Origin of the sequence: Pseudonocardia aurantiaca (genome assembly GCF_039526725.1) — a bacterium.
Taxonomy (GTDB): Bacteria; Actinomycetota; Actinomycetes; order Mycobacteriales; family Pseudonocardiaceae; genus Pseudonocardia; species Pseudonocardia aurantiaca.
The window spans coordinates 1-18,905 of record NZ_BAAAJG010000030.1 but is presented as its reverse complement, the minus strand read 5'-3'; the positions used below and the strand labels follow the sequence as shown (position 1 = coordinate 18,905).

General features: G+C 69.8%; 18 protein-coding genes, 1 tRNA gene and 1 pseudogene. 11 read left to right on the top strand and 9 right to left on the bottom strand.

The genetic code is table 11. The features are described from left to right. Window positions 1-93 precede the first annotated feature (93 nt). Window positions 94-1,113 carry a helix-turn-helix transcriptional regulator gene (locus tag ABD143_RS37895; protein ID WP_343988658.1) on the bottom strand — a complete coding sequence of 340 codons (1,020 nt, stop codon included), beginning with the start codon at window positions 1,111-1,113 and terminating at the stop codon, window positions 94-96. A 91-nt stretch (window positions 1,114-1,204) separates the two neighbouring features. Here ABD143_RS37895 and ABD143_RS37890 point away from each other — a divergent pair, with 91 nt between their 5' ends. The 4 genes from ABD143_RS37890 (at window position 1,205) to ABD143_RS37875 (ending at window position 4,787) form a co-directional block, all read left to right on the top strand. Continuing rightward, a complete protein-coding gene (locus ABD143_RS37890) occupies window positions 1,205-1,603 on the top strand; it encodes a VOC family protein (RefSeq protein ID WP_343988654.1) in 399 nt (132 codons plus the stop codon). Window positions 1,604-2,908: 1,305 nt separating this feature from the next. Next, on the top strand, window positions 2,909-3,661 hold the full coding sequence (locus ABD143_RS37885) for a hypothetical protein (RefSeq protein ID WP_343988651.1): 753 nt from the start codon (window positions 2,909-2,911) through the stop codon (window positions 3,659-3,661). 314 nt (window positions 3,662-3,975) lie between these two features. After that, window positions 3,976-4,236, top strand: a complete 261-nt coding sequence (locus ABD143_RS37880) for a hypothetical protein (RefSeq protein ID WP_343988648.1) — start codon at window positions 3,976-3,978, stop codon at window positions 4,234-4,236. Then, window positions 4,233-4,787, top strand: a complete 555-nt coding sequence (locus ABD143_RS37875) for a sigma factor-like helix-turn-helix DNA-binding protein (RefSeq protein WP_343988645.1) — start codon at window positions 4,233-4,235, stop codon at window positions 4,785-4,787. Before ABD143_RS37880 ends, ABD143_RS37875 begins: the two co-directional genes overlap by 4 nt. Window positions 4,788-5,195: 408 nt before the next feature. Here the strand turns inward: ABD143_RS37875 and ABD143_RS37870 are convergent. After that, window positions 5,196-5,272: transfer RNA gene (locus ABD143_RS37870), tRNA-Leu, on the bottom strand. 109 nt (window positions 5,273-5,381) lie between these two features. Here ABD143_RS37870 and ABD143_RS37865 point away from each other — a divergent pair. Beyond that, the gene (locus ABD143_RS37865; RefSeq protein WP_343988643.1) at window positions 5,382-6,032 is read left to right on the top strand and encodes a carboxymuconolactone decarboxylase family protein; all 651 of its coding nucleotides are present in this window, start codon (window positions 5,382-5,384) and stop codon (window positions 6,030-6,032) included. Here the strand turns inward: ABD143_RS37865 and ABD143_RS37860 are convergent. From ABD143_RS37860 to ABD143_RS37850, 3 genes are read right to left on the bottom strand one after another with little or no spacing between them, the layout of a single operon-like run. Beyond that, window positions 5,971-6,519 carry a TetR/AcrR family transcriptional regulator gene (locus ABD143_RS37860; RefSeq protein ID WP_343988641.1) on the bottom strand — a complete coding sequence of 183 codons (549 nt, stop codon included), beginning with the start codon at window positions 6,517-6,519 and terminating at the stop codon, window positions 5,971-5,973. The two genes, ABD143_RS37865 and ABD143_RS37860, sit on opposite strands and share 62 nt — an antisense overlap. 33 nt (window positions 6,520-6,552) lie before the next feature. After that, the gene (locus tag ABD143_RS37855) at window positions 6,553-7,926 is read right to left on the bottom strand and encodes an NAD(P)/FAD-dependent oxidoreductase (protein ID WP_343988638.1); all 1,374 of its coding nucleotides are present in this window, start codon (window positions 7,924-7,926) and stop codon (window positions 6,553-6,555) included. Window positions 7,927-7,981: 55 nt separating this feature from the next. Continuing rightward, a complete protein-coding gene (locus ABD143_RS37850; RefSeq protein ID WP_343988635.1) occupies window positions 7,982-8,623 on the bottom strand; it encodes a uracil-DNA glycosylase in 642 nt (213 codons plus the stop codon). Between the two features lie 61 nt (window positions 8,624-8,684). Here ABD143_RS37850 and ABD143_RS37845 point away from each other — a divergent pair. Then, window positions 8,685-10,144: pseudogene (locus ABD143_RS37845) on the top strand (S10 family peptidase). Window positions 10,145-10,181: 37 nt separating this feature from the next. Here the strand turns inward: ABD143_RS37845 and ABD143_RS37840 are convergent. Then, window positions 10,182-11,027, bottom strand: coding sequence for an SAM-dependent methyltransferase (locus ABD143_RS37840; RefSeq protein ID WP_343988632.1), 846 nt, complete (start codon window positions 11,025-11,027; stop codon window positions 10,182-10,184). A gap of 569 nt (window positions 11,028-11,596) precedes the next feature. Here ABD143_RS37840 and ABD143_RS37835 point away from each other — a divergent pair. Genes ABD143_RS37835 through ABD143_RS37815 form a run of 5 tightly spaced genes read left to right on the top strand, consistent with a single transcriptional unit; the run spans window position 11,597 to window position 16,394 of the window. Then, window positions 11,597-12,487, top strand: a complete 891-nt coding sequence (locus ABD143_RS37835; RefSeq protein ID WP_343988629.1) for an ABC transporter substrate-binding protein — start codon at window positions 11,597-11,599, stop codon at window positions 12,485-12,487. A 10-nt stretch (window positions 12,488-12,497) separates the two neighbouring features. Then, window positions 12,498-13,253, top strand: a complete 756-nt coding sequence (locus ABD143_RS37830) for an ABC transporter ATP-binding protein (RefSeq protein ID WP_343988626.1) — start codon at window positions 12,498-12,500, stop codon at window positions 13,251-13,253. After that, window positions 13,250-14,119, top strand: a complete 870-nt coding sequence (locus ABD143_RS37825; protein WP_343988623.1) for an ABC transporter permease — start codon at window positions 13,250-13,252, stop codon at window positions 14,117-14,119. Before ABD143_RS37830 ends, ABD143_RS37825 begins: the two co-directional genes overlap by 4 nt. A 1-nt stretch (window position 14,120) precedes the next feature. Further along, window positions 14,121-15,341, top strand: a complete 1,221-nt coding sequence (locus ABD143_RS37820) for an amidase (RefSeq protein ID WP_343988620.1) — start codon at window positions 14,121-14,123, stop codon at window positions 15,339-15,341. A 54-nt stretch (window positions 15,342-15,395) separates the two neighbouring features. Beyond that, a complete protein-coding gene (locus ABD143_RS37815; protein WP_343988617.1) occupies window positions 15,396-16,394 on the top strand; it encodes an acetamidase/formamidase family protein in 999 nt (332 codons plus the stop codon). 9 nt (window positions 16,395-16,403) lie between these two features. Here ABD143_RS37815 and ABD143_RS37810 read toward each other — a convergent pair whose 3' ends face one another. The 3 genes from ABD143_RS37810 to ABD143_RS37800 form a co-directional block, all read right to left on the bottom strand. Next, window positions 16,404-17,357: a Ppx/GppA phosphatase family protein gene (locus ABD143_RS37810; RefSeq protein WP_343988614.1), complete on the bottom strand. Its 954-nt coding sequence runs from the start codon at window positions 17,355-17,357 to the stop codon at window positions 16,404-16,406. Window positions 17,358-17,421: 64 nt separating this feature from the next. Beyond that, window positions 17,422-18,591, bottom strand: a complete 1,170-nt coding sequence (locus ABD143_RS37805) for a C45 family autoproteolytic acyltransferase/hydrolase (RefSeq protein ID WP_343988611.1) — start codon at window positions 18,589-18,591, stop codon at window positions 17,422-17,424. Beyond that, on the bottom strand, window positions 18,588-18,821 hold the full coding sequence (locus ABD143_RS37800; RefSeq protein ID WP_343988729.1) for a GNAT family N-acetyltransferase: 234 nt from the start codon (window positions 18,819-18,821) through the stop codon (window positions 18,588-18,590). The genes ABD143_RS37805 and ABD143_RS37800 overlap by 4 nt, the downstream gene beginning before the upstream one ends. Between the last annotated feature and the right edge of the window lie 84 nt (window positions 18,822-18,905).

Sequence of the window (18,905 nt, the reverse complement as noted above, 5' to 3'; positions counted from 1 at the left end):
AGCCGTCATGCACTTGTTCAAGCGACAGCTGCTGGCAGACCGGCTGAATCACTGCTGCAGGGGTTCGGGGCTGACCGAGACGGGGCCTTGCCGCTACCTACCGAGTCCTGGGCCTACGCGGGGTGAACTTCGTCGGGCCGAATGCGTGAGCCGGCTGGCGAGTGCCACAACGAGGTCACGGAGCTCGTCCGGTCGCTCGATGACGAACGGCAGGTCCAGCGACGCGAGCACGGCGGGCAGCCAGTCGAGCCGTTCCGCCCGCAGTTCGACGCGGGACCAGTGCCTGGTGTCCGAGTCTGCGCTGCTCGCCGACGGCGACTCCGCCACGATCGCGATGCTGGCGGGAAGCCGGGTGCGGATCTGCTCGGCAGTCCCCTGGACCCGCAGAGTCACCTCGTGCCGGTACGGAGTGGTGGCGAGCCCCGTCAGGAATCGGTCCGCCGGGTCGAGTCCGTCCGGCGGCTCGAACGAGCCGGGCAGGGTCCTCGCACTGGCGATGCGATCCAGCCGGAACGTCCGGCCTTCGCCGATCGCGGGATCGGCACCCGTCACGTACCACCTGCCCGAGTGGGCGACGAGCCCGTACGGGTGCAGCGTGCGTTCGCTGTGCCGGCCGTCGGCGGCGGTGTGCCGGATCGAGACCGGCCGGTGGTGGCGCACCGCGTCGGCGATCGAGAGCAGGACTGCGGTCTCCGGGGCGGTTGGCTCACCGGCTGGAGCTGTGAAGGCGATGGAGCCGAGCACGGCGTCGAGTCTGCGGCCGAGCCGCTCGGGCAGCACCCGCCGGATCTTCGCCGCTGCCGTCTCGCTCGCCGTGCCCGTGGCCGTCATCAAGCCGGCTCGGCGGCCTGCGACCAGGCCGAGCAGCACGGCGAGCGCTTCGTCGTCGCTCAGCATGAGCGGAGGCATGCGGTATCCGGAGGCGAGCCGGTAGCCGCCGTAGCGGCCGCGCACCGACTCGACGGGCACGTCGAGGTCGATGAGGTGGTCGACGTACCGCCGCACCGTGCGCTCGTCCACGTCGAGCCGGTCGGCAAGTTCGGCCACAGTCCGGATACCTCCCGACTGCAGGAGCTCCAGCAGGGTGAGCACGCGAGCAATGGGTCGGGACATACCCAGAAGTCTTCCGCAGATACCGGGCGGGTTCTGCCCGGTATACCTCGTAGCGTGCGGTCACAAGCACCAACCGACCAGGAGAGAACCCATGGACTTCGTCTCGATCCGCATCATCACCGGCGACGTCGCCCGCCTCGTCGACTTCTACGAGCGCGCCACCGCAGAGCGGGCGAGCTGGGCCAACGAGGACTTCGCTGAGCTCAGGACCGCCTCCGCCACCCTCGCGATCGCCAGCACCCGCACCGTCCCTCTGTTCGCGCCTGGCTCCGCCCACCCGGCCGACAACCGCAGCGTCATCATCGAGTTCCTTGTCGACGACGTGGACACCGTGCACCAGAACCTGACCGGCTTCGTGGAGGAATTCGTCAACGAACCCACCACGATGCCCTGGGGCAACCGCGCGCTCTTGTTCCGCGACCCCGACGGCAACCTCGTCAACTTCTTCACCCCCGTCACCCCAGCTGCCATCGAGAAGTTCGCCAGCTGACAAGGCCCCGCCTCGCCCGGCAGGGCGACGATTCGAACCCACACTGGGACCCTTTTAAGGGGAGCCGCTCTCCCGCCGTGATCATGCCTCTGACCTGCCGCTACGTGTCCTCCAAGATCACGCTGCCTCGAACTTTGGCGCGTATTTGGCACGCGGGCGGTCGGTCTGGCCTCCGGCGATCCACTGTCAACGCCACCTTGACGCTCCCCCGCCGATCCAGCCAGTCCGCTCGCCCCAGGTGCCTACTCCCCTCCGGCTCCCTCCTCCATGCCGCGTTCCTCGTCGTGTCGGTCGGGTCAAGGGAGCCGCAGGCATCGCGCAGCGACGGCGTAACCGCCCTTGATGCGGCCGGCACGACGTGGACGATGTAGGACGAGGGATGATCATCCTGTTGCGCTAACGTTGCGGCGTGGATGCGGCGATAATTGGCGTAGCTGGAACACTAATCGGTACGATAATCGGCGCAGTTGTCACATTTCTCACTCAACGTGCTGCATACATGCGCGAGCGGTCAGAGCGCGCCGCGGGCCTGAAACGGCAGGCATGCGCGACGTTTCTCGGCGCGGTCCACAAAGTTTACGAGGGCGTAAGCACCGCTTATCGAGATCAGGCCGATGCCGATCAACGGCGACAGCTATTACGTTCGATCTCTTCATCCGAAGGCCAAGTTGCCCTCGATACTCTGCGCCTGACTGTCGACAGGCACACGATGCAAGATGCCGAGAAGATCTGGAGGCATGTTCGCGGTGGCGGGACACCAACCGGCCGAACCCATCCAGACAAAACGATCGGCGAATGGAAAACTGAGTATAGAACGCTTCGTTGGGAGTTCCTAGACAACGCTCGTCTCGAGCTGTGCCTTCCCCGTGTACGAGTAAACGAGGAACGTCGGCCGCAAGATCCGTAGCCGCCCGGCCCGCGCGCCGTCGGAGGCGGCGCTCTTGATGGACCTAGAGGCAAATGCGGCAACGGAACGGCATGAGGCACCGGATTTACAGTGGAGCGCCGCCCTAGGGGGCGTACATGCCCTGACCAGCGGCGGAGCGCATCTATCACGCCCCTGAGGCAGCTCTGGACACTCATTTGGCACGAGCCCGCGCGAACGTCTCTCGCTTTCAAGGTCGGCGACCGCGCGATCAGGACGGCACGCCGCAGCCTGCAACCCAGGTCGCGATGCGTGATGCCCCGGCAGCGAGCACGTGCGTTCTGCAGATGCGACGGTTGGGAGGTGGCTGCGCCCCGAGGAAGGTTGCGTGGAGAAGCCCCGGCGCAAACACCGGAAGTCGGTCCGCCATCCTCACGCGTGTGAGGATCCTGGGCGACGTCAACCTCGCCACTGCCGCCACGTCGGCCACCATCGCTACGATCGCGTCGTTCATCGTCGCCCGCGCAGTCAGCGTCCGGCAGGCACGCGCCAAGACCCGCGAGGACGCGCGTCACACGATCATGCGCATCATCGCCCCGTTGCTCGGCCACGTCAGACTGACGATCGACGCCAGCCGTGGACAGCAGCCGTGGCGTCCATTCCCGCGCGTCCGCAAGCTCTCCGAGGATGGGCTCCCTGGTGACATCGAACTGCTCGGCGAGCTGGCCCGCGCCGCTGACGACCTCGGCCCGGCGCGGCGGTGGATCACCCGCCGCGCCGCCGCCCGTGCTTTTGGCCGCGAGCTGTACGACCTGGCGCGTCTCGCGCGCTGGAGCACCCGAGAGGAGGTCAACGGCGCCGCGTTCCGGGTGTTGATCGTCGGCGTTCCCCAGCGCCCGCACCGCCCCGGGCTGTGGGAGTTGTGCACCACCGACCCGACACCGCGGCGGCTGCGGATGTTGGATGGCACCCTAGCCCGCCTGCACGCGTCGGGCGCCCTGCTCGGGCCCGGCCCGGTCGTGGTGCCGCGCTGGTGCCGGCCCGTTGACCGCCTCACGGCCGCGGTGCGCCTGCCCGAACGTGGCCCCCAACCGCGCCCAGCCGAGTCCACCGGCGCCGATGAGGCCCTGAACCTGCGACAGACTACGGACGAGTCTCAGGCCGAGAGCGCGAAGCCGCTCACGACTGACTGAGTGCCTACGTCGACTAGCACGGGGAGATGGATCGACAGTTGAAGGACATCGCCCTCTAAACGCTAGGGGAGCCGCACCCGCCCCCGATGCGTGCCTGTTACGAAACCCCTGACAGTTCCGCACCGAGCCTCTGACCTGTGGAAACACCTGCATTTGGCCTCGTGTCCCGATCATGCTAGGGTGGTTGAGTTCGGACAGTCGTGTGTCCATTCAAGCCCTCAGCCGCTCGGCTGGGGGCTTTTTTGTTCCCTCACCCAATGCACCTCCGCCGCCTCGCTGCGACGGGGGTGCTCGTCATGCCCGGAGGTCGGTCCGTGTCCCCGTCGACTGTGCTCCTGCTGCTATCACCGTTCTTCTTCCTGGTGGCAGCCTTCGCGGCCGTCGTGATCGTTGCGCTGTGCCAGGCCAAGCCGGAGGATGTCCCAACCGTGTGGAAGGAGTCAGTGGCTGTCTTCCGCCGGCTCGTTGAGCAACTGCCCTACGCGCGCCGGGTGCGCTTCCCGTGGCCGGGGATCAACGTGGTTGGCGAGCCACAGGCCCTGGCCGAGCCCGGGGCGGAGGAGGAGTCGGTGTGAGCGGGCGGCGGCATGTGTTCCGCGACCCGACAGCCCGTTCGGGCATGTCGGAGGATGCGCTCAACCGAGTCGTGTCGGTGCTGGTCAACAGCTTCAGCAAGCGGGAGCAGTCACTCTTTCTCCTGCGGTATGGGGTCCAGGACAGGCAACCCAGGACCTACCATGAGATCGGCGAGGTGTTTGGCGTCACGCGTGGGCGCGTAATTCAGCTGCTCGATGCCATGACGACGAAGATGAACGCGGCGCTTGATGCGGAGGGGCTCGTCGCGGAGGACCTCCTTCCTGACGTGCGGGAACTCCGGCAGCGGCTTCTTTCAGCTTTCGGGCCAGCGGACGCGAAGGTAACACAGTTACCGTCGTTGGCGTATTGCCCGATCCATGACAGTTGGTCAGATCCCGGCATCCTGCCGGACTGGCGCCCGCCGACGTGTGGATATTGCCCGTGCATCCTTGGGAGCGGGACAGGGAACGGTCGCCGGCGGAAGTACTGTTCTGACGCGTGTAAACAGTCCGCGTATCGCAACCGAAAGCTGGATAACGCGAATAATTAGCTGCGGCAGCTCAAACTCAGTCAATCTTTTTCACTCTGACGGCTGTTACTCCCGTGGCATGGGGAGTGGCAGGTAAGCGGCGAACTCACGAAGACTCCGTGAGGAGATCCACCGCTGCCCGCATCGAGGAACGTCCGGAGCCGAGCGCGGGCGAGTCCGCGCACCTGCCGCAACGACGAGGGTCTGACCCGCGCTGCTCCAGATCTACGCGAAGTGCATCGCGGGACAGGAGGCCGTGGCGCTGCAGCGGATCGCCACGGCGCTCGGGGCCGGAGAACCGCCCGCCTAACTTCAGCGGGTATTCAGCGCAGCCACCCGCCAAACACCGGCCCCAACCGCACACCACCGGACACCACAAGATCGCCCAGCAAACCTGCTGGTCAGGGGGCGATTCTGCAGATCAGCAGATGGTGCCCTCGGTGGGATTCGAACCCACACTGGGACCCTTTTAAGGGGCCTGCCTCTGCCGGTTGGGCTACGAGGGCGCCCGGACAGCCTACGGATCATCGAGTCCGGTGTCGGCAGTCCGGGCATGACCAGCGGGCCTCCGATCCGGTTCAATCAGCACTCCCACAGCCGACAGGTTGGACCAGCATGTTCATCGAGTCGATCCCCGAGGCGACCGCGAGCGGCCCGGTCGCGCAGATGTACGACGCCGACCGGGAACGGCTCGGGTACGTCGCGAACTACACGAGGGCCTTTGCGCACCGGCCCGCCGTCTACGCGGCGTGGCAGCAGCTCAGCAGCGCGATCAGGCAGAGCATGGACGAACGCGCCTACGAGCTCGTCACCGTCGCCGCGGCCCGTCGACTGCGGTCGAGCTACTGCATGCTCGCCCACGGCGAGATCCTCGCCGGCCGCATCCTCCCGCCGGACGCGGTGCGCGGCATCGCCACCGGCGATGATCACGCGGGGCTGGACGCGGCCGAGGTCGCCGCGATGGACCTGGTGGAGAAGATCGTCGACGACGCCACATCGGTCACGGCGGCGGACGTCGACGGCCTGCGGCAGCTGGGTATGTCGGACCCGGAGATCCTCGACGTCGTGCTGGCGGCTGCGGCGCGATGCTTCTTCAGCAAGGTGCTCGACGCCGTCGGCGCCCAGGCCGACCCCGCGTTCGCCGGCCTCGACCCCGCGCTGCGCGACGCGCTCACCGTGGGACGCCCGATCGCGCCGGGTGACGTCAGCGACCCAGCAGCAGGGACTCCAGCTGCTCGAAGGCCGGCCCAGCCGCGGCGGGGGTGAGCCGCACACCCTTCACGGCCGCGATCACCAGCTCCACGCCCGCTGCGACGTCGACGGCCCACGCGCCTGAAGCGTTGCCCGCCGTGAGGAGCCGGGTGAGCTCGGTGCGCCAACCCGACTCCTGACGCGCCAGCTCGGCGGCCACAACCGGGTCGCGGCGGGCGCGCAGGTCCAGCTCGGCGGTGACGGCGAACAGGTCGGGCTGCTCGTCGATCATCCGGCGGAGGGCGTTCAGGTGCCCGCGGAGTGCGGCGGCCGGGTCGGGGTCGGCCGGGGACGTGGTCCAGAACTGCCGGGTGGTGAACTCGGCGACCGCGCCGATCAGGTCCTGTTTCGTGGCGAAGTGGTGGTGCAGCGTGGAGTGGTCGATGCCCACGTCCTCGGCCACCTGCCGCAGTCGCAGGCCCTCGAACCCCACCTCGGCCACCCGCCGGAACGCCGCGACGACGAGCTGCTCGCGACGCTCCGCCTGCGCTTCCGCGACCACCCGGGGAAGGTAGAGCAGCGGGGCAGCTCCCCGTCAGGCGCCCCGGCGCACGGGCTCGGCAACCGGTACGGAATCGGTGCCGTTCTGCTCCGACCGCCTCGGCCCGCCGACCACGCGGCTGAACTCGGCGTGCGGGTCGTTGATCTGGCCCAGGGCCACGACCTCGCGCCCGAAGAACAGTGCGGTGGACCAGTCGATCACGATCCGGATCCGGCGGTTCCACGTGGGCATCCGGCTGACGTGGTAGGTGCGGTGCATCAACCACGCGACCACACCACGGAGCTTGATGCCGTAGATCTCCGCGACGCCCTTGTAGAGCCCAAGGCTCGCCACCGACCCGGCGTAGCTGTGCTTGTACGGCGTGAGCTGCCGGCCGCGCAGGAACGCGACGATGTTGTCGCCGAGAACCTTGGCCTGGCGCACTGCGTGCTGGGCCGACGGGCTGGTCTTGGCCTCCGGGTCGTCCTTCGACAGGTCCGGCACCGAGGCGCAGTCGCCCGCGCTGAACACGCCGGGCATCCCGACGACCTGCAGCTCGGCGGTGCAGACGATGCGGCCGCGCTCATCACGCGGGAGGTCGGTGTTGTCGAGCATCGGGTTCGGCTTCACACCGGCGGTCCAGACGATCGTGTCGGTGTCGAACTCGGTGCCGTCGTCGAGGACGACGTGGCCGCCCTCCATCGTCTTCACGCGGGTGTCGAGGAAGATCTCGATGCCCGCCTCCATCAGCCGCTCGACGGTGTAGAGCCCCATCTTCGGGCCGACCTCGGGCATGATCCGCCCGGCGGCCTCGACGAGCACCCAGTGCAGGTCCGAGGGCTCGACGTGCTCGTAGTAGCGGGTGGCGTAGCGGGCCATGTCCTGCAGCTCGGCGAGCGCCTCGATGCCGGCGTAACCGCCCCCGACCACCAGGAACGTGAGCAGGCGGCGCCGCAGCACCGGGTCGATCGTGGTGGACGCGGCGTCGAGCCGCGAGAGCACGTGGTTGCGCAGGTAGATGGCCTCGCCGACGGTCTTGAACGCGATGCCGCGCTCAGCGAGGCCGGGTACGGGGAGCACGCGCGCCACCGAGCCGGGAGCCACGATCAGCACGTCGTAGCCGAGCGTGCCGACGTGGCCCGCCGCCAGCTCGACGGTGATCTCGCGGGAGGCGTGCTCGATCTTCGTGACGCGCCCTGTGAGGTGGTGGCAGTTGCGGAGCACCTTCCGCAGCGGCACCACCACATGCCGGGGTTCGATGGAACCGGCCGCGGCCTCCGGGAGGAACGGCTGGTAGGTCATGTGCGACTGCGGGTCGATCACGGTGACCTCGGCCTCGCCACGCCGCAGCTTCTTCTGCAAGCGCAGGGCGGTGTACATGCCGACATAACCGCCGCCGACCACGACGATTCGGGTGTTTCGCGCCATGCCTTCATGTTCCCACTTCAACCGCCGATGAACTCCCGCGCAGGCGTGACCCCCACTACCTCCTGGGGGTGATTCCGGCCTCGTACGCCGCGCGGGCGAGCACGTCCTCCAGCATCGCCGGCGTCAGGCGGCCGGTGAAGGTGTTCTGCTGGCTGACGTGGTAGCAGCCGAACAGGTGCAGGGGTCCCCGTTCGCCCGCCAGCTCGACGTGCACGCCGTGACCGAAACGGGGACGCGGCCGGGGAACCGTCCAGCCCGCGTGGGCCAGCGCGGGGAGCAGCGCCTGCCAACCGAACGCGCCGAGCACCACGACCGCGCGCGGTCGAAGCAGGGCGAGCTCGGCCCTCAGCCAGCCACCGCACGTGTCGCGCTCGGCCGGGGTGGGTTTGTTGTCCGGCGGTGCGCAGCGCACAGGCGCGGTGATCCGAGCGCCGATCAGCTCCAGCCCGTCCCCCGCGTGCAATGCGACCGGCTGGTTCGCCAGCCCGACGGCGTGCATGGCCGCGAAGAGCACATCCCCGGAGCGGTCGCCGGTGAACATGCGACCCGTCCGGTTCGCGCCGTGGGCGGCCGGCGCGAGCCCCACGATCAGCAGCGGCGCGTCCACCGGGCCGAGCCCCGGCACCGGCCGGCCCCAGTACTCCTCGTTCCGGAACGCCGCGCGCTTCTCCCGAGCGACCCGCTCCCGCCAGGCCACGAGACGGGAGCAGGACCGGCAGTCGACGAGGGCCGCGTCGAGATCACTTAGTGTTGCGAACGTGGCCGATGACGACGCTCCCCCCGACGCGGAGAAACCCGCTCCGACCGACGACCTGGTCACCACGACCCACACGCTACGCACGCCGTCCGGCGAGCTCGCCTACACGGCGAACGCCGGGCGGGTCGTGCTCCGCACCGAGAAGCACACCGACGGCAAGTTCGACGGCCACGAGCCGCACGCCGAAGTGTTCCTCGTCGCGTACACGCTCGACGGCGCCGACCCGGCCACGCGTCCCGTCACGATCGCGTTCAACGGCGGCCCGGGATCCTCGAGCGTCTGGCTGCACCTCGGGCTGCTCGGCCCGCGCCGCGTGGTGATGGGCGACGCGGGCGCCCTCACGCCGCCGCCGTGGGGCTGACCGACAACGCAGAGACGCTGCTCAAGGACTCCGACCTGGTGTTCATCGACCCCGTCTCCACGGGCTACTCGCGGGCGGTGACCGGCGGGAAGCCCGCCGACTTCCACGGCTACGGGCCCGACGTGGAGACGATCGGCGAGGTGATCCGGCTGTGGGTCACACGCAATGAGCGCTGGCTGTCGCCGAAGTTCCTCGCGGGCGAGTCGTACGGCACGCTGCGGGCCGCCGCGCTCGCGGAGCACCTGCAGAACCGCCACGGGATGTTCCTCAACGGCTTGATGCTGATCTCCAGCGTGCTGGACATGGGCACGATCCGCTTCACCGAGGGCAACGACCGGCCCTACCCGCTCTTCCTGCCCACGTACGCCGCGATCGCCCACCACCACGGCAGGCACGAGGGCCGGTCGCTCCCGGACGTCCTCGCCGATGCCGAAGAGTTCGCGGCGGGCGAGTACTCCTGGGCCCTCGCGCGCGGCAACCGGCTCCCGGACGCCGACCGCGACCGCGTCGCCTCCCGGCTGGCGCAGCTGAGCGGGCTGGACGAGGCGTACGTGCGCCGGGTGCGGCTGCGCATCGAGCACCAGCGGTTCTTCCGGGAGCTGCTGCGCGACACCGGCCGCACCGTCGGGCGGATCGACGGGCGGTTCACCGGCTGGGAGGACGACGGCGGCGGCGAGGCGATCAGCTACGACCCCTCGATCGCTGCGATCACCGGCCCGTACACGGCGGCGTTCAACTCGCACGTCCGCACCGTGCTGAACTACGAGAGCGACCTCGCGTACGAGGTGCTGACCGGGCGCGTGCAACCGTGGTCGTACAGAGAGTTCGAGGGCCGCGCGGTGTCCGTCGTCGGCAAGCTGTCGGCCGCGATGCGGGCCAACCCGCATTTGCGGGTGCACGTCGCCTGCGGCTACCACGACGGCGCCACGCCGTACTTCGCGGCCGAGCAGGTGCTCGCCCAGCTGCCGATCCCGGCCGAGCTGCGCAACCGGATCGAGGTCAAGTACTACGAGGCCGGGCACATGATGTACGTGCACGAGCCGTCGCGGATCGCGCAGTCGGCCGACCTGTCGGCGTTCGTGACGGCGGACGGCGGCTGACCTCGCTCTGCGCCGCGGGGTGTCATGCCGCGGGGCGTCAGACCGGCTTCCGGGCGACCCCGGCGGCGTAGAGCGTGTGTACCGGGCTGTCGGTGGGCGTGTACTCGTCGGGGCGCCAGTCGTTGGCGTAGACGAAGCCCGGCTCGACCATCTCCAGGCCCTCGAAGAACTCCCGCTGCTCCGACCACCTGCGGAAGCGGCCGGTGCCGAGACCGCCTGCGAGGAAGGCGCGGTCGGCCGCGTTCGCGCGCGGCTCGTCGTCGTCGAGGAAGTTGCTGATGACCACGTACGACCCGAGCGTGAGCCGGGCCTTGATCCGGTCCGCCACCGCGTAGGCCTCGTGGTCGTCGAACTGGTGCAGGATGCTCGTCGCGATCACGGCGAACGGCTTGTCGAAGTCGACGAACCCGCGGATCTCCGGGCCGTCGAAGATCGCCTCCGTGTCCCGCACGTCGGCCAGGAGGACCAAGGTGGTCGTGTCGTCGCTGAGCAGCGCGCGTCCATGGGCCAGCACGAGCGGGTCGTTGTCGACGTAGACGACGCGCACGGCCGGGTCGACGTTGCGGGCGATGTCGTGGACGTTGCCGACGGTGGGCAGGCCGGAGCCGAGGTCCAGGAACTGCCGGACGCCGGCGTCGGCCACGAGGAAGCGGATGGCGCGACGGAGATGGTTGCGGTTGTCGTGGGCGAGCCGGCTCAGCTCCGGGATGACCTCGTACGCCGCCGCGACCGCCATCCGGTCGATCTCGAAATGCTCCTTGCCCCCGAGGAAGTAGTCGTAAACGCGAGCGATCGACGGCCGGCCCAGGTCCACACCCGGCGGTAGGTCCGCGGCTCGCCTGTCGTCCCTGCCAGCGCCCTCCGCCGGCCCGTCCCCTGTCACGCGTCTCCTCGGCCGGGCCTTGCTCGCCCCTGTTTTGCCCGGTCAGCGATAGTGCCACACACGACACTGCAAAAATGATCTTGCCTGTCCGGGAGGCCGCAGTTCACCCGATCGAGCGCGCGATCAGCTGCGACGTGCACCCGCAGGTGCGGGTTGTTCTCATTTCACCGTTTTGCGAACTAATCGGCTGCACGGCTGTCTGAGACCTACATCTCACGGCGATGTCGGCGGCCAGAAGACACGCAGGAAAATGCCGCTCGGAAACAAGTCGGTCACACGACCTTAACACGACAATCCATGGACACGCGTAACCCCTGGTGCGCAGGATCGACTCCGAATCCCGGCGGCGGCCAACGATGCAGAACCGCCGGATCTCCTTTGTCAACGCCCAGGAGGAATCGTTGTCTTCGTGGAGGATGTCGGATGCCGCACGCCGCGGCACGGCCCGCCGTGTGTGGCTGACCGCAGCGGCGCTCATCCCGGCGCTCGCACTGGCCGGCTGCGGATCCGGCCCGGCTCCGGCCGGGACCTCGGCCGACGGCACGACCACGGTCAACCTCGCCGAAGCGGTGCACAACCTCGGCTACATCGACCTGTACGTCGCCCAGCACGAGGGGTACTTCCAGCAGCAGGGGATCACGCTGAACCTGTCGGCCGCGGGGGGTGACTCCCAGGCGTTCGCTGCCGTTCTGGGAGGATCTGCCCAGTTCGCGCTCGGCGACGCAACTCTGGCGGAAATTTCCCGGGAAAAGGGCGGCGACGGCGTCGTTCTGGCGGAACTGGTATCACGCGCCCAGTACTTCGCGGTATCGAAGAACGTCAGCACTCCGTTCACCGATCCCGCGCAGTTCAAAGGCCTCACCTTCGTCACTTCACCGCCGCCGAACACCAATCACAGCGTGCTCACCAACAGCCTCAAGCAGGCCGGGCTCGACCCCACGACCGACGTGAAGATCAGCACCGTGTCGCCCGGCACCGAGATCGGGCCGGTCCTTGCGGGCCAAGCCGACGTGGCGGTCGCGTACGAGCCCAACGTCGACATGGCCGTCAACCAGAGCGGTGCGCACGTGGTCTACAGCTGGGCCGACGCGATCGGCGAGTTCACGAACACGGGGCTGCAAACCCTCGGGAGCTATGTGAAGGCCAACCCTCAGGTGGCGCAGAAGATGGTCACCGCGTTGGAGATGGGTGCTCAGCACGTGTACCAGCACCCGGACGACGCCAAGGCGGTGGCCCGCCAGGAGTTCCCGAACCTGCCGCCGGACGTGGTCGACGCCGCCATCCAGCGCCAGATCGACAACCACATCCCCGCCAGCACCACGGCGGTGTCCGAGACGGGCTGGAACGCGCTGATGACGATGGGCCGCCAGCTCGGCAACTGCTCCTGCGACGTGCCGTTCAACCAGATCGTCGACAACTCGTTCGCGCAACAGGCCGCGTCGAGCGTGCAGGGGCGGTGAGCGTCCGCCCGTGAGCACCACGACGACGAGCCCGGCCGTCGCCCTCCACGGCGTGAGCGTGCGGTTCGGCGACTACACAGCGGTGGAGGACGTCTCCTTCGAGGTGCCGGAAGGCGCCTTCGTGTCGATCGTCGGGCCGAGCGGATGCGGGAAGTCCACGCTGCTGAACCTGATCTCGGGGCTGGGCAGGCCGGCGACCGGCACAGTCCACAACACGATCCGCGACGGCGGGCAGCGCGTCGGGTACATGTTCCAGCGCGACCTCCTGCTGGACTGGCGCACGGTCACACAGAATGTCGCCCTCGGCCTGGAAGCGCAGGGCGAGCCGCGCAGGGTGGCCCGTGCCAAGGCCGCGGACCTGCTCCCGGTCTACGGGCTGCAGCGCTTCGGGTCCTTCTACCCGTGCCAGCTCTCCGGCGGCATGCGGCAGCGCGCCGCGTTCGCCCGGACGATGAGCACCGAACCCGCTCTACTGCTGCTCGACGAGCCGTTCTCCGCCCTGGACTACCAGACCAAACTCAAGCTCGAGGGTGAGCTCCTGCAGGTGTTCCGCTGCTCGGGCGGCACCGCGGTGATGGTCACGCACGACATCGACGAGGCCGTCGCGGTGTCGGACGTCGTGCTCGTCATGTCCGGGCGGCCGGGGCGCATCGCGGCGGTGCACGACATCCCGTTCGCCGCCACCGGTCTAGCCCCGGTCGAGGTCCGCGAAGCGGAGGGTTTCGGGCATCTGGTGCGCACGATCTGGCAGGAGATCGAGTCATGACGACGGAGCAGGAGCTCTCGCGGCCCGCGGCCCCGGCGGTCCAGCCACTGGGGACGCGCGGGGCGCGCCGGGAGGACGCCGCCGGGCGGCGGCACCGTTCGCTCGCCCTGGCGATCGTGCTTGACCTCGTGCTGCTGGCCGGCGCGCTCACCGCATGGCAGCTCGCGGTGGACGCGGGGTCGGTCAGCTCCCTGCTCTACGGGAGCCCGGAGATGATCTGGCGGACCATCGCCAGGGGGGTCGCATCCGGCTCGATGGTCCGCGACGCGATCACCACGGCGCTCGAGGCGCTGGCCGGCTTCGTGATCGGCAACGTCATCGGCGCCACGGTCGGCGTCGGGTTGTGGTACTCCCGGCTGGTGGAGCAGATGCTGCGCCCCGCGATCGCGTTCCTCGGAGCCACCCCGATCGCGGCGCTGGCCCCGATCATCATCGTCTGGGCGGGCACGGGAGTCTCGTCGAAGGTCGTGATGTCGGCGGCCTCGGTGGTGGTGACCGCGCTGGTGCTGGCCTTCGACGGGGCCCGCGGGACCGATCCGCTGCAGATCAGGATGCTCCGGTCGATGGGAGCGCCGACCCACCGGATCTTCCGGTTGCTGGTGCTGCCGTCATCAGTCACGAACATCTGCGGTGGCCTGCGGCTGACTGCGGGACTCGCACTGATCGGGTCGATCATCGGTGAGTTCATCTCGTCCGACTCAGGTCTCGGTCACGCGATCCTGATCGCGGGGAGCCTCTACGACGTGCCCACCGTGCTGGCGAATCTCATCGTGGTCGGGCTGCTCTCGCTCGCGCTCCTGGCGGCGATCGGGCGGGTGGAACGCATCATCCTCCGCTGGCGCTTCCTCGCCCTCTCCGGTGAGTGATATGGCACCGACCGTCGCAGAGCGGCTGGAATGCGTTTCGGAGACCGATCGGCGCGCCCGGGCCTTCGCCTGCGTCGGCACCTCCCCAGGGCCTGCGGACGAGCGGCCGGACGCGCTCACCCTGGGCGTCAAGGACCTGTTCGACGTCGCCGGCCTGCCGACCGGGCTCGGCACGGCCGCACTGCCGCCCCGACAGGCGGTCTGCACCGCCGCGGCGGTCACCGCGCTCCAGCAGTGGCGTGCCGTTGTCGTCGGGAAGACCGTGACGAGCGAGTTCGCCTACTTCGGCGCGAGCACGACCCGCAACCCCTGGCACGACGGATACAGCCCGGGTGGCTCGTCCATCGGGTCCGCGGCGGCGGTCGGAGCGGGCCAGGTGGCGCTGGCGATCGGCACGCAGACCAACGGCTCGGTGATCCGGCCCGCCGCCTACTGCGGGGTGGTCGGGGTCAAGCCCACGTTCGGCACGATCCCCACCGACGGGCTGTGGCTGTTCGCGCCGAGCTTCGACACTGCTGGTGCCTTCGCCCGCACGGTCGAGCTGGCCGGCACCGCGGCGGACGTGATGGCCGGGGGCCGCCTCGGCTTCGCCGGCGACCCCGCGCCACTCGACCCCGCAGGCCTGCGGATTGCGGTGGTGCGCACGCAGGACTGGCCGCTGACGAGCGCGGAGATGCGGTCGGCCGTCGACGACACCGCCGACCTGCTCGCCGGCGCGGGTGCCGACGTGCACGAGCTGACCACCCCGCTGTGCGGCGAGGAGGGACTCGCGCTGCACCGCACGATCTCCGAGTTCGAGGGCGCGGCGGGCATCGCGAAACTGGGCATCTGCCGGCCGGACCTGCTCGGCGAGAAGGTCCGCGACCTCCTCGACCACGCCGGAACCGTCACGACCGAGGCCTACCAGCGGGCGCTGGCGCGCCGGGCGGAGCTGCTGCCCGCGCTGGACGCCGCGCTCGGGGGCGTCGACGCCGTCCTCACCGCTCCCGCGACGGGCGCGGCCCCGCCCGCTGGAGACAACGGTGACCCGCGCTTCTGCACCCGGTGGAGCCTCGCCGGCACTCCGGCGGTCTGCCTGCCCGTGCGGCTGGGCGAGCACGGTCTGCCCCTCGGGGTCCAGCTGGTCGCGCGCCGCGGAACGGACGCCCGGCTGCTGCGGCTCGCCCGGTCGCTGGAGGAGTTGCTGGAGTTCGCACCTCACTACGCGCGCATCGAGGCATGACGGACGTTCGAAGGCTGCCCGCCCGTCCGGGCGGCGGAGAGACCAGGGAGGACCATGGACGTCATCGCGTTCACGCCGAGCTTCGAGGAGTACGGGTGGAACTTCGGCGGGACGGCACCGATCCGGAAGGTCCGGCCGGGGTCGGTGCTGAAGCTGTGGACCGATGACGCGTTCGCGGGCCGCCTCCGGCGCACCGAGGATCGGGCCAGTGCGCTGATCGACATCCGGTACACGAACCCGCAGACCGGCCCGTTCTACGTCGACGGCGCGGAACCGGGCGACACGCTGGCGCTGCACTTCGTGTCGATCGAGCCGGCCAGGGACTGGGGCGTCTCCACCACCCTCCCGCTGTTCGGCGGCCTGACCGGGACCGACCGGACGGCCACGCTGCAGGAACCGCTCCCCGAGCTGACGTGGGTGTATGAGATCGACGCGGCGGCCCGCACCGCCACGTTCACCGCGCACGACTCGGACCTGCGGCTCCCGCTCCCGCTGGACCCGATGCTCGGCACCGTCGGCGTGGCACCCGCCCGGGGCGAGGTGCGTTCCACCGCCGTCCCGGACACCTTCGGCGGCAACATGGACACACCGGAGATGCGCACCGGAGCCACCTGCTATCTCGGGGTGAACGTCGAGGGCGCGCTCTTCTCCGTCGGCGACGGGCACGCCCGGCAGGGCGAGGGCGAGAGCTGCGGCGTGGCCGTCGAGGCCGCGATGAACGTGACGGTGATCGTGGAGCTGATCAAGGGCGGGGCGCCCGCCTGGCCGCGGATCGAGGACGACACGCACATCATGACGGTCGGTTCCGGCAGGCCGCTCGACGATGCGTGGCGCGCGGGCCAGGTCGACATGGTCGGCTGGCTGCGCGAGCTCCTTGGCCTGAGCACGATGGACGCCTACCAGCTTTTGACGCAGATCAGCCAGTCGCCGATCGCGAACATGGTGGACCCCAACTTCACGGCGGTGGTCAAGGTCGCGAAGAACCTGCTGCCGCCCGTGCAGGCCTACCGGGGGATGCACCGGCACCTCGCGTCGATGGCTGCAGGCCTCTGAGAGCGCATGTCACGCGATCGAGCGCGCGATCCCATCCAGGATGTCGTGCTCGCTCACCACGAGTTCGGTGACACCCGCACGATCGTGCAGCTCGCGGGCGAGCAGATCGACGATGAGGGCACCGCCGCCGATCACGTCGATGCGGCCGGGATCGATGGCCTTGTGCGCCGCGCGCTCCTCGCGGGACATGCCCAGCAGCTCCTCGGCCACCTCATGCAGGCGCTCGCGGGAGATCCGGGACAGGTGCACCGCCTCCGGGTCGTACTCGGGCAGCCCCAGCGCCACCGCCGCGAGCGTCGTGATGGTGCCGGCCACCCCCACCCAGGTGCGCACACCCTCCACCGGCACGGCGTCGAACGCCTCGTCGAGGATGCCGACTGCCACCTCACAGGCCTGCGCCACCTCCTCAGGCGTGGGCGGGTCGCTCAGGAGGCAGCGCTCGGTGATGCGGACGCTGCCCACGTCGACCGAACGGGCGGCCCTGACGATCGCCTCGGCGCCCTCGAGCGTGCCCACGACCAGCTCGGTGGAGCCACCGCCGACGTCCGTCACGACGAACGGGCCGTCGTCCGGGTCGAGGTCGCCGACCGCGCCGGTGAACGCCAGTGCCGCCTCCTCGTCGCCGGAGATGACCTCCGCGTCGACGCCGAGGGTCTCGCGGACCATGGCGAAGAACTCCTCGCGGTTGCGGGCGTCGCGCATGGCGCTGGTGGCGACCATCCGCACCCGCTCGGCGCCCTTGCGGCGGATCACCGCCGCGTAGTCGACGAGCGCGGCCCGCGTGCGTTCCAGGGCCTCCGGGGCGAGCATTCCGGTGGCGTCGACGCCCTGGCCCAGCCGCACGATCCTGGTCTCGCGGTGGACGTCCCGGAGCACGGGAGCCCCGTCGGAGCCAGTCGTCACATCTGCGACGAGCAGGCGGATGGAGTTCGTCCCGCAGTCGATGGCGGCCACACGCGACATGCGATCTCCTCGGGGGTCGACGGATGGCGGCCACGGTACGCGGCTCCCGAGGACGGCAATAAGCTCAGCGGGCCGCGCTGAACACCATCTCCTCGCTGTAGCGCGGCCCGTCCTCGCCGTCACCAAGGTAGAAGTGCGCCGACATCATGCGTTCCTGCAGATCGAAAACGGTGCGCCAGAGGGTGCGCACGGGGTACGGGTCACTGGTCGCCGCGTCGAAGCGGATCTCGTCGAGGGACTCCCGCAACCGGTCGGCCGACATCGCGCCGCCGGTGCTCGCATGGAGGCTGCGGTAGCGCCCGTAGGAGAGCATCGTCTCCGGGTTGTCCTCCGGAAGTGCGGCCACGTCGCGGTGGCGGTGCAGCAGGTGGTTGGTCACGCAGAGCGCGCCGTCCGACTCGGTGACGTGCTCGTCGCCCCCGGCGCCGTGCTCCCACACGAACGCGGCGCCGGTCGCGTCGCCGACCAGGTAGTGCAGCGCGGCGCCGAGGTCGTACTGCTTCGCGTCGAGGAGTGCTGCCTTCGCCTCCTCGACGGACGCGCAGGTGTCGAGCAGGAACCGCGGGAGCTGGGTGCTCGCGAGTCCGACCTGCGGCCCGGCGTCGACCGGCGGCTTCACGTTCTCGCCGTCGGCCACGAGCAGCGCGACGGCGAGCCCGTGCTCGTTCACCCCCTCCATGGCCGAGTCGAGCTCGCTCATCGTGAGCAGCGTCGTGGCCGGCCCGTCGTCCGGCGCGCTCTCCAGCACGTACGGGCGTGACGCCATCGGCGGCGCCGAGTCCTTCACCTGCCGGCCGCTCATCATGGCGAAGAGCGCGGCCTGGCTCGTGGTGAAGAAGTCGTAGTTGCGCCCGAGGAGCGCGTGGCCCTCCGCGGTCTGTCGCGGCGGGCAGTAGGCGGCCGAGCACGCCGAACCGTCCGGCACGCCCGTCAGGCCGTCCAGGTGGAACGCGTCGGCCTCGAAGTCGACGCCGCAGGCCTGCGCTGCCCCCTGCAGCCGCGCGTGGTGCTGTGGCCAGTTCCGCTCGAACCACCGCCTCCTGGCGCGGGCGAGCGTCCGATCGGCGGGCACGGGAGCCCAGCCGTACGCCGCCCGCGCCTCCTCCGCGAGCGCCCGGCCGATCTCGACCTGCGAACCGGCCGCCACGACGCGGCGCACGAGCATGAAGTCGGCTGCGCTCCCGGCGACGACATCACGGTGGACGGACGGGACGGTGGGGGTCATCGGGGTCATCGCTGTTCTCCTCGTGAGGTGGATGGTTCACGCCACATCGGCTGGACCGATGGGCCGTCGGGAAGGGAGACGGGGTCGCCGAGCAGGCGGAACCCGTGTCGTTCGTAGAGGGGCACGCTCCGCGCCGAAGAGGCCTCGAGGTACGCGGGGAGGCCGTCGGCGTCGGCGCGGGCGAGGCGCTCGGCGAGCAGGCGCCCGCCGAGGCCACCGCCCTGCCGGTCCGGGTGCACGCCGAGGAACGCTAGGTGGCTGGTGTCTTTCGCGTGTCGCCGGCTGATGTCGGGCAGGGGCACGGGAGAATGATCATGTGACGT

Excerpts from the sequence above, each read along its gene's own strand:
- ABD143_RS37895 (WP_343988658.1), bottom strand. The coding sequence starts at position 1,113 with ATGTCCCGACCCATTGCTCGCGTGCTCACCCTGCTGGAGCTCCTGCAG.
- ABD143_RS37890 (WP_343988654.1), top strand. The coding sequence starts at position 1,205 with ATGGACTTCGTCTCGATCCGCATCATCACCGGCGACGTCGCCCGCCTC.
- ABD143_RS37865 (WP_343988643.1), top strand. The coding sequence starts at position 5,382 with ATGTTCATCGAGTCGATCCCCGAGGCGACCGCGAGCGGCCCGGTCGCG.
- ABD143_RS37855 (WP_343988638.1), bottom strand. The coding sequence starts at position 7,926 with ATGGCGCGAAACACCCGAATCGTCGTGGTCGGCGGCGGTTATGTCGGC.
- ABD143_RS37825 (WP_343988623.1), top strand. The coding sequence starts at position 13,250 with ATGACGACGGAGCAGGAGCTCTCGCGGCCCGCGGCCCCGGCGGTCCAG.
- ABD143_RS37820 (WP_343988620.1), top strand. The coding sequence starts at position 14,121 with ATGGCACCGACCGTCGCAGAGCGGCTGGAATGCGTTTCGGAGACCGAT.
- ABD143_RS37815 (WP_343988617.1), top strand. The coding sequence starts at position 15,396 with ATGGACGTCATCGCGTTCACGCCGAGCTTCGAGGAGTACGGGTGGAAC.
- ABD143_RS37810 (WP_343988614.1), bottom strand. The coding sequence starts at position 17,357 with ATGTCGCGTGTGGCCGCCATCGACTGCGGGACGAACTCCATCCGCCTG.
- ABD143_RS37805 (WP_343988611.1), bottom strand. The coding sequence starts at position 18,591 with ATGACCCCGATGACCCCCACCGTCCCGTCCGTCCACCGTGATGTCGTC.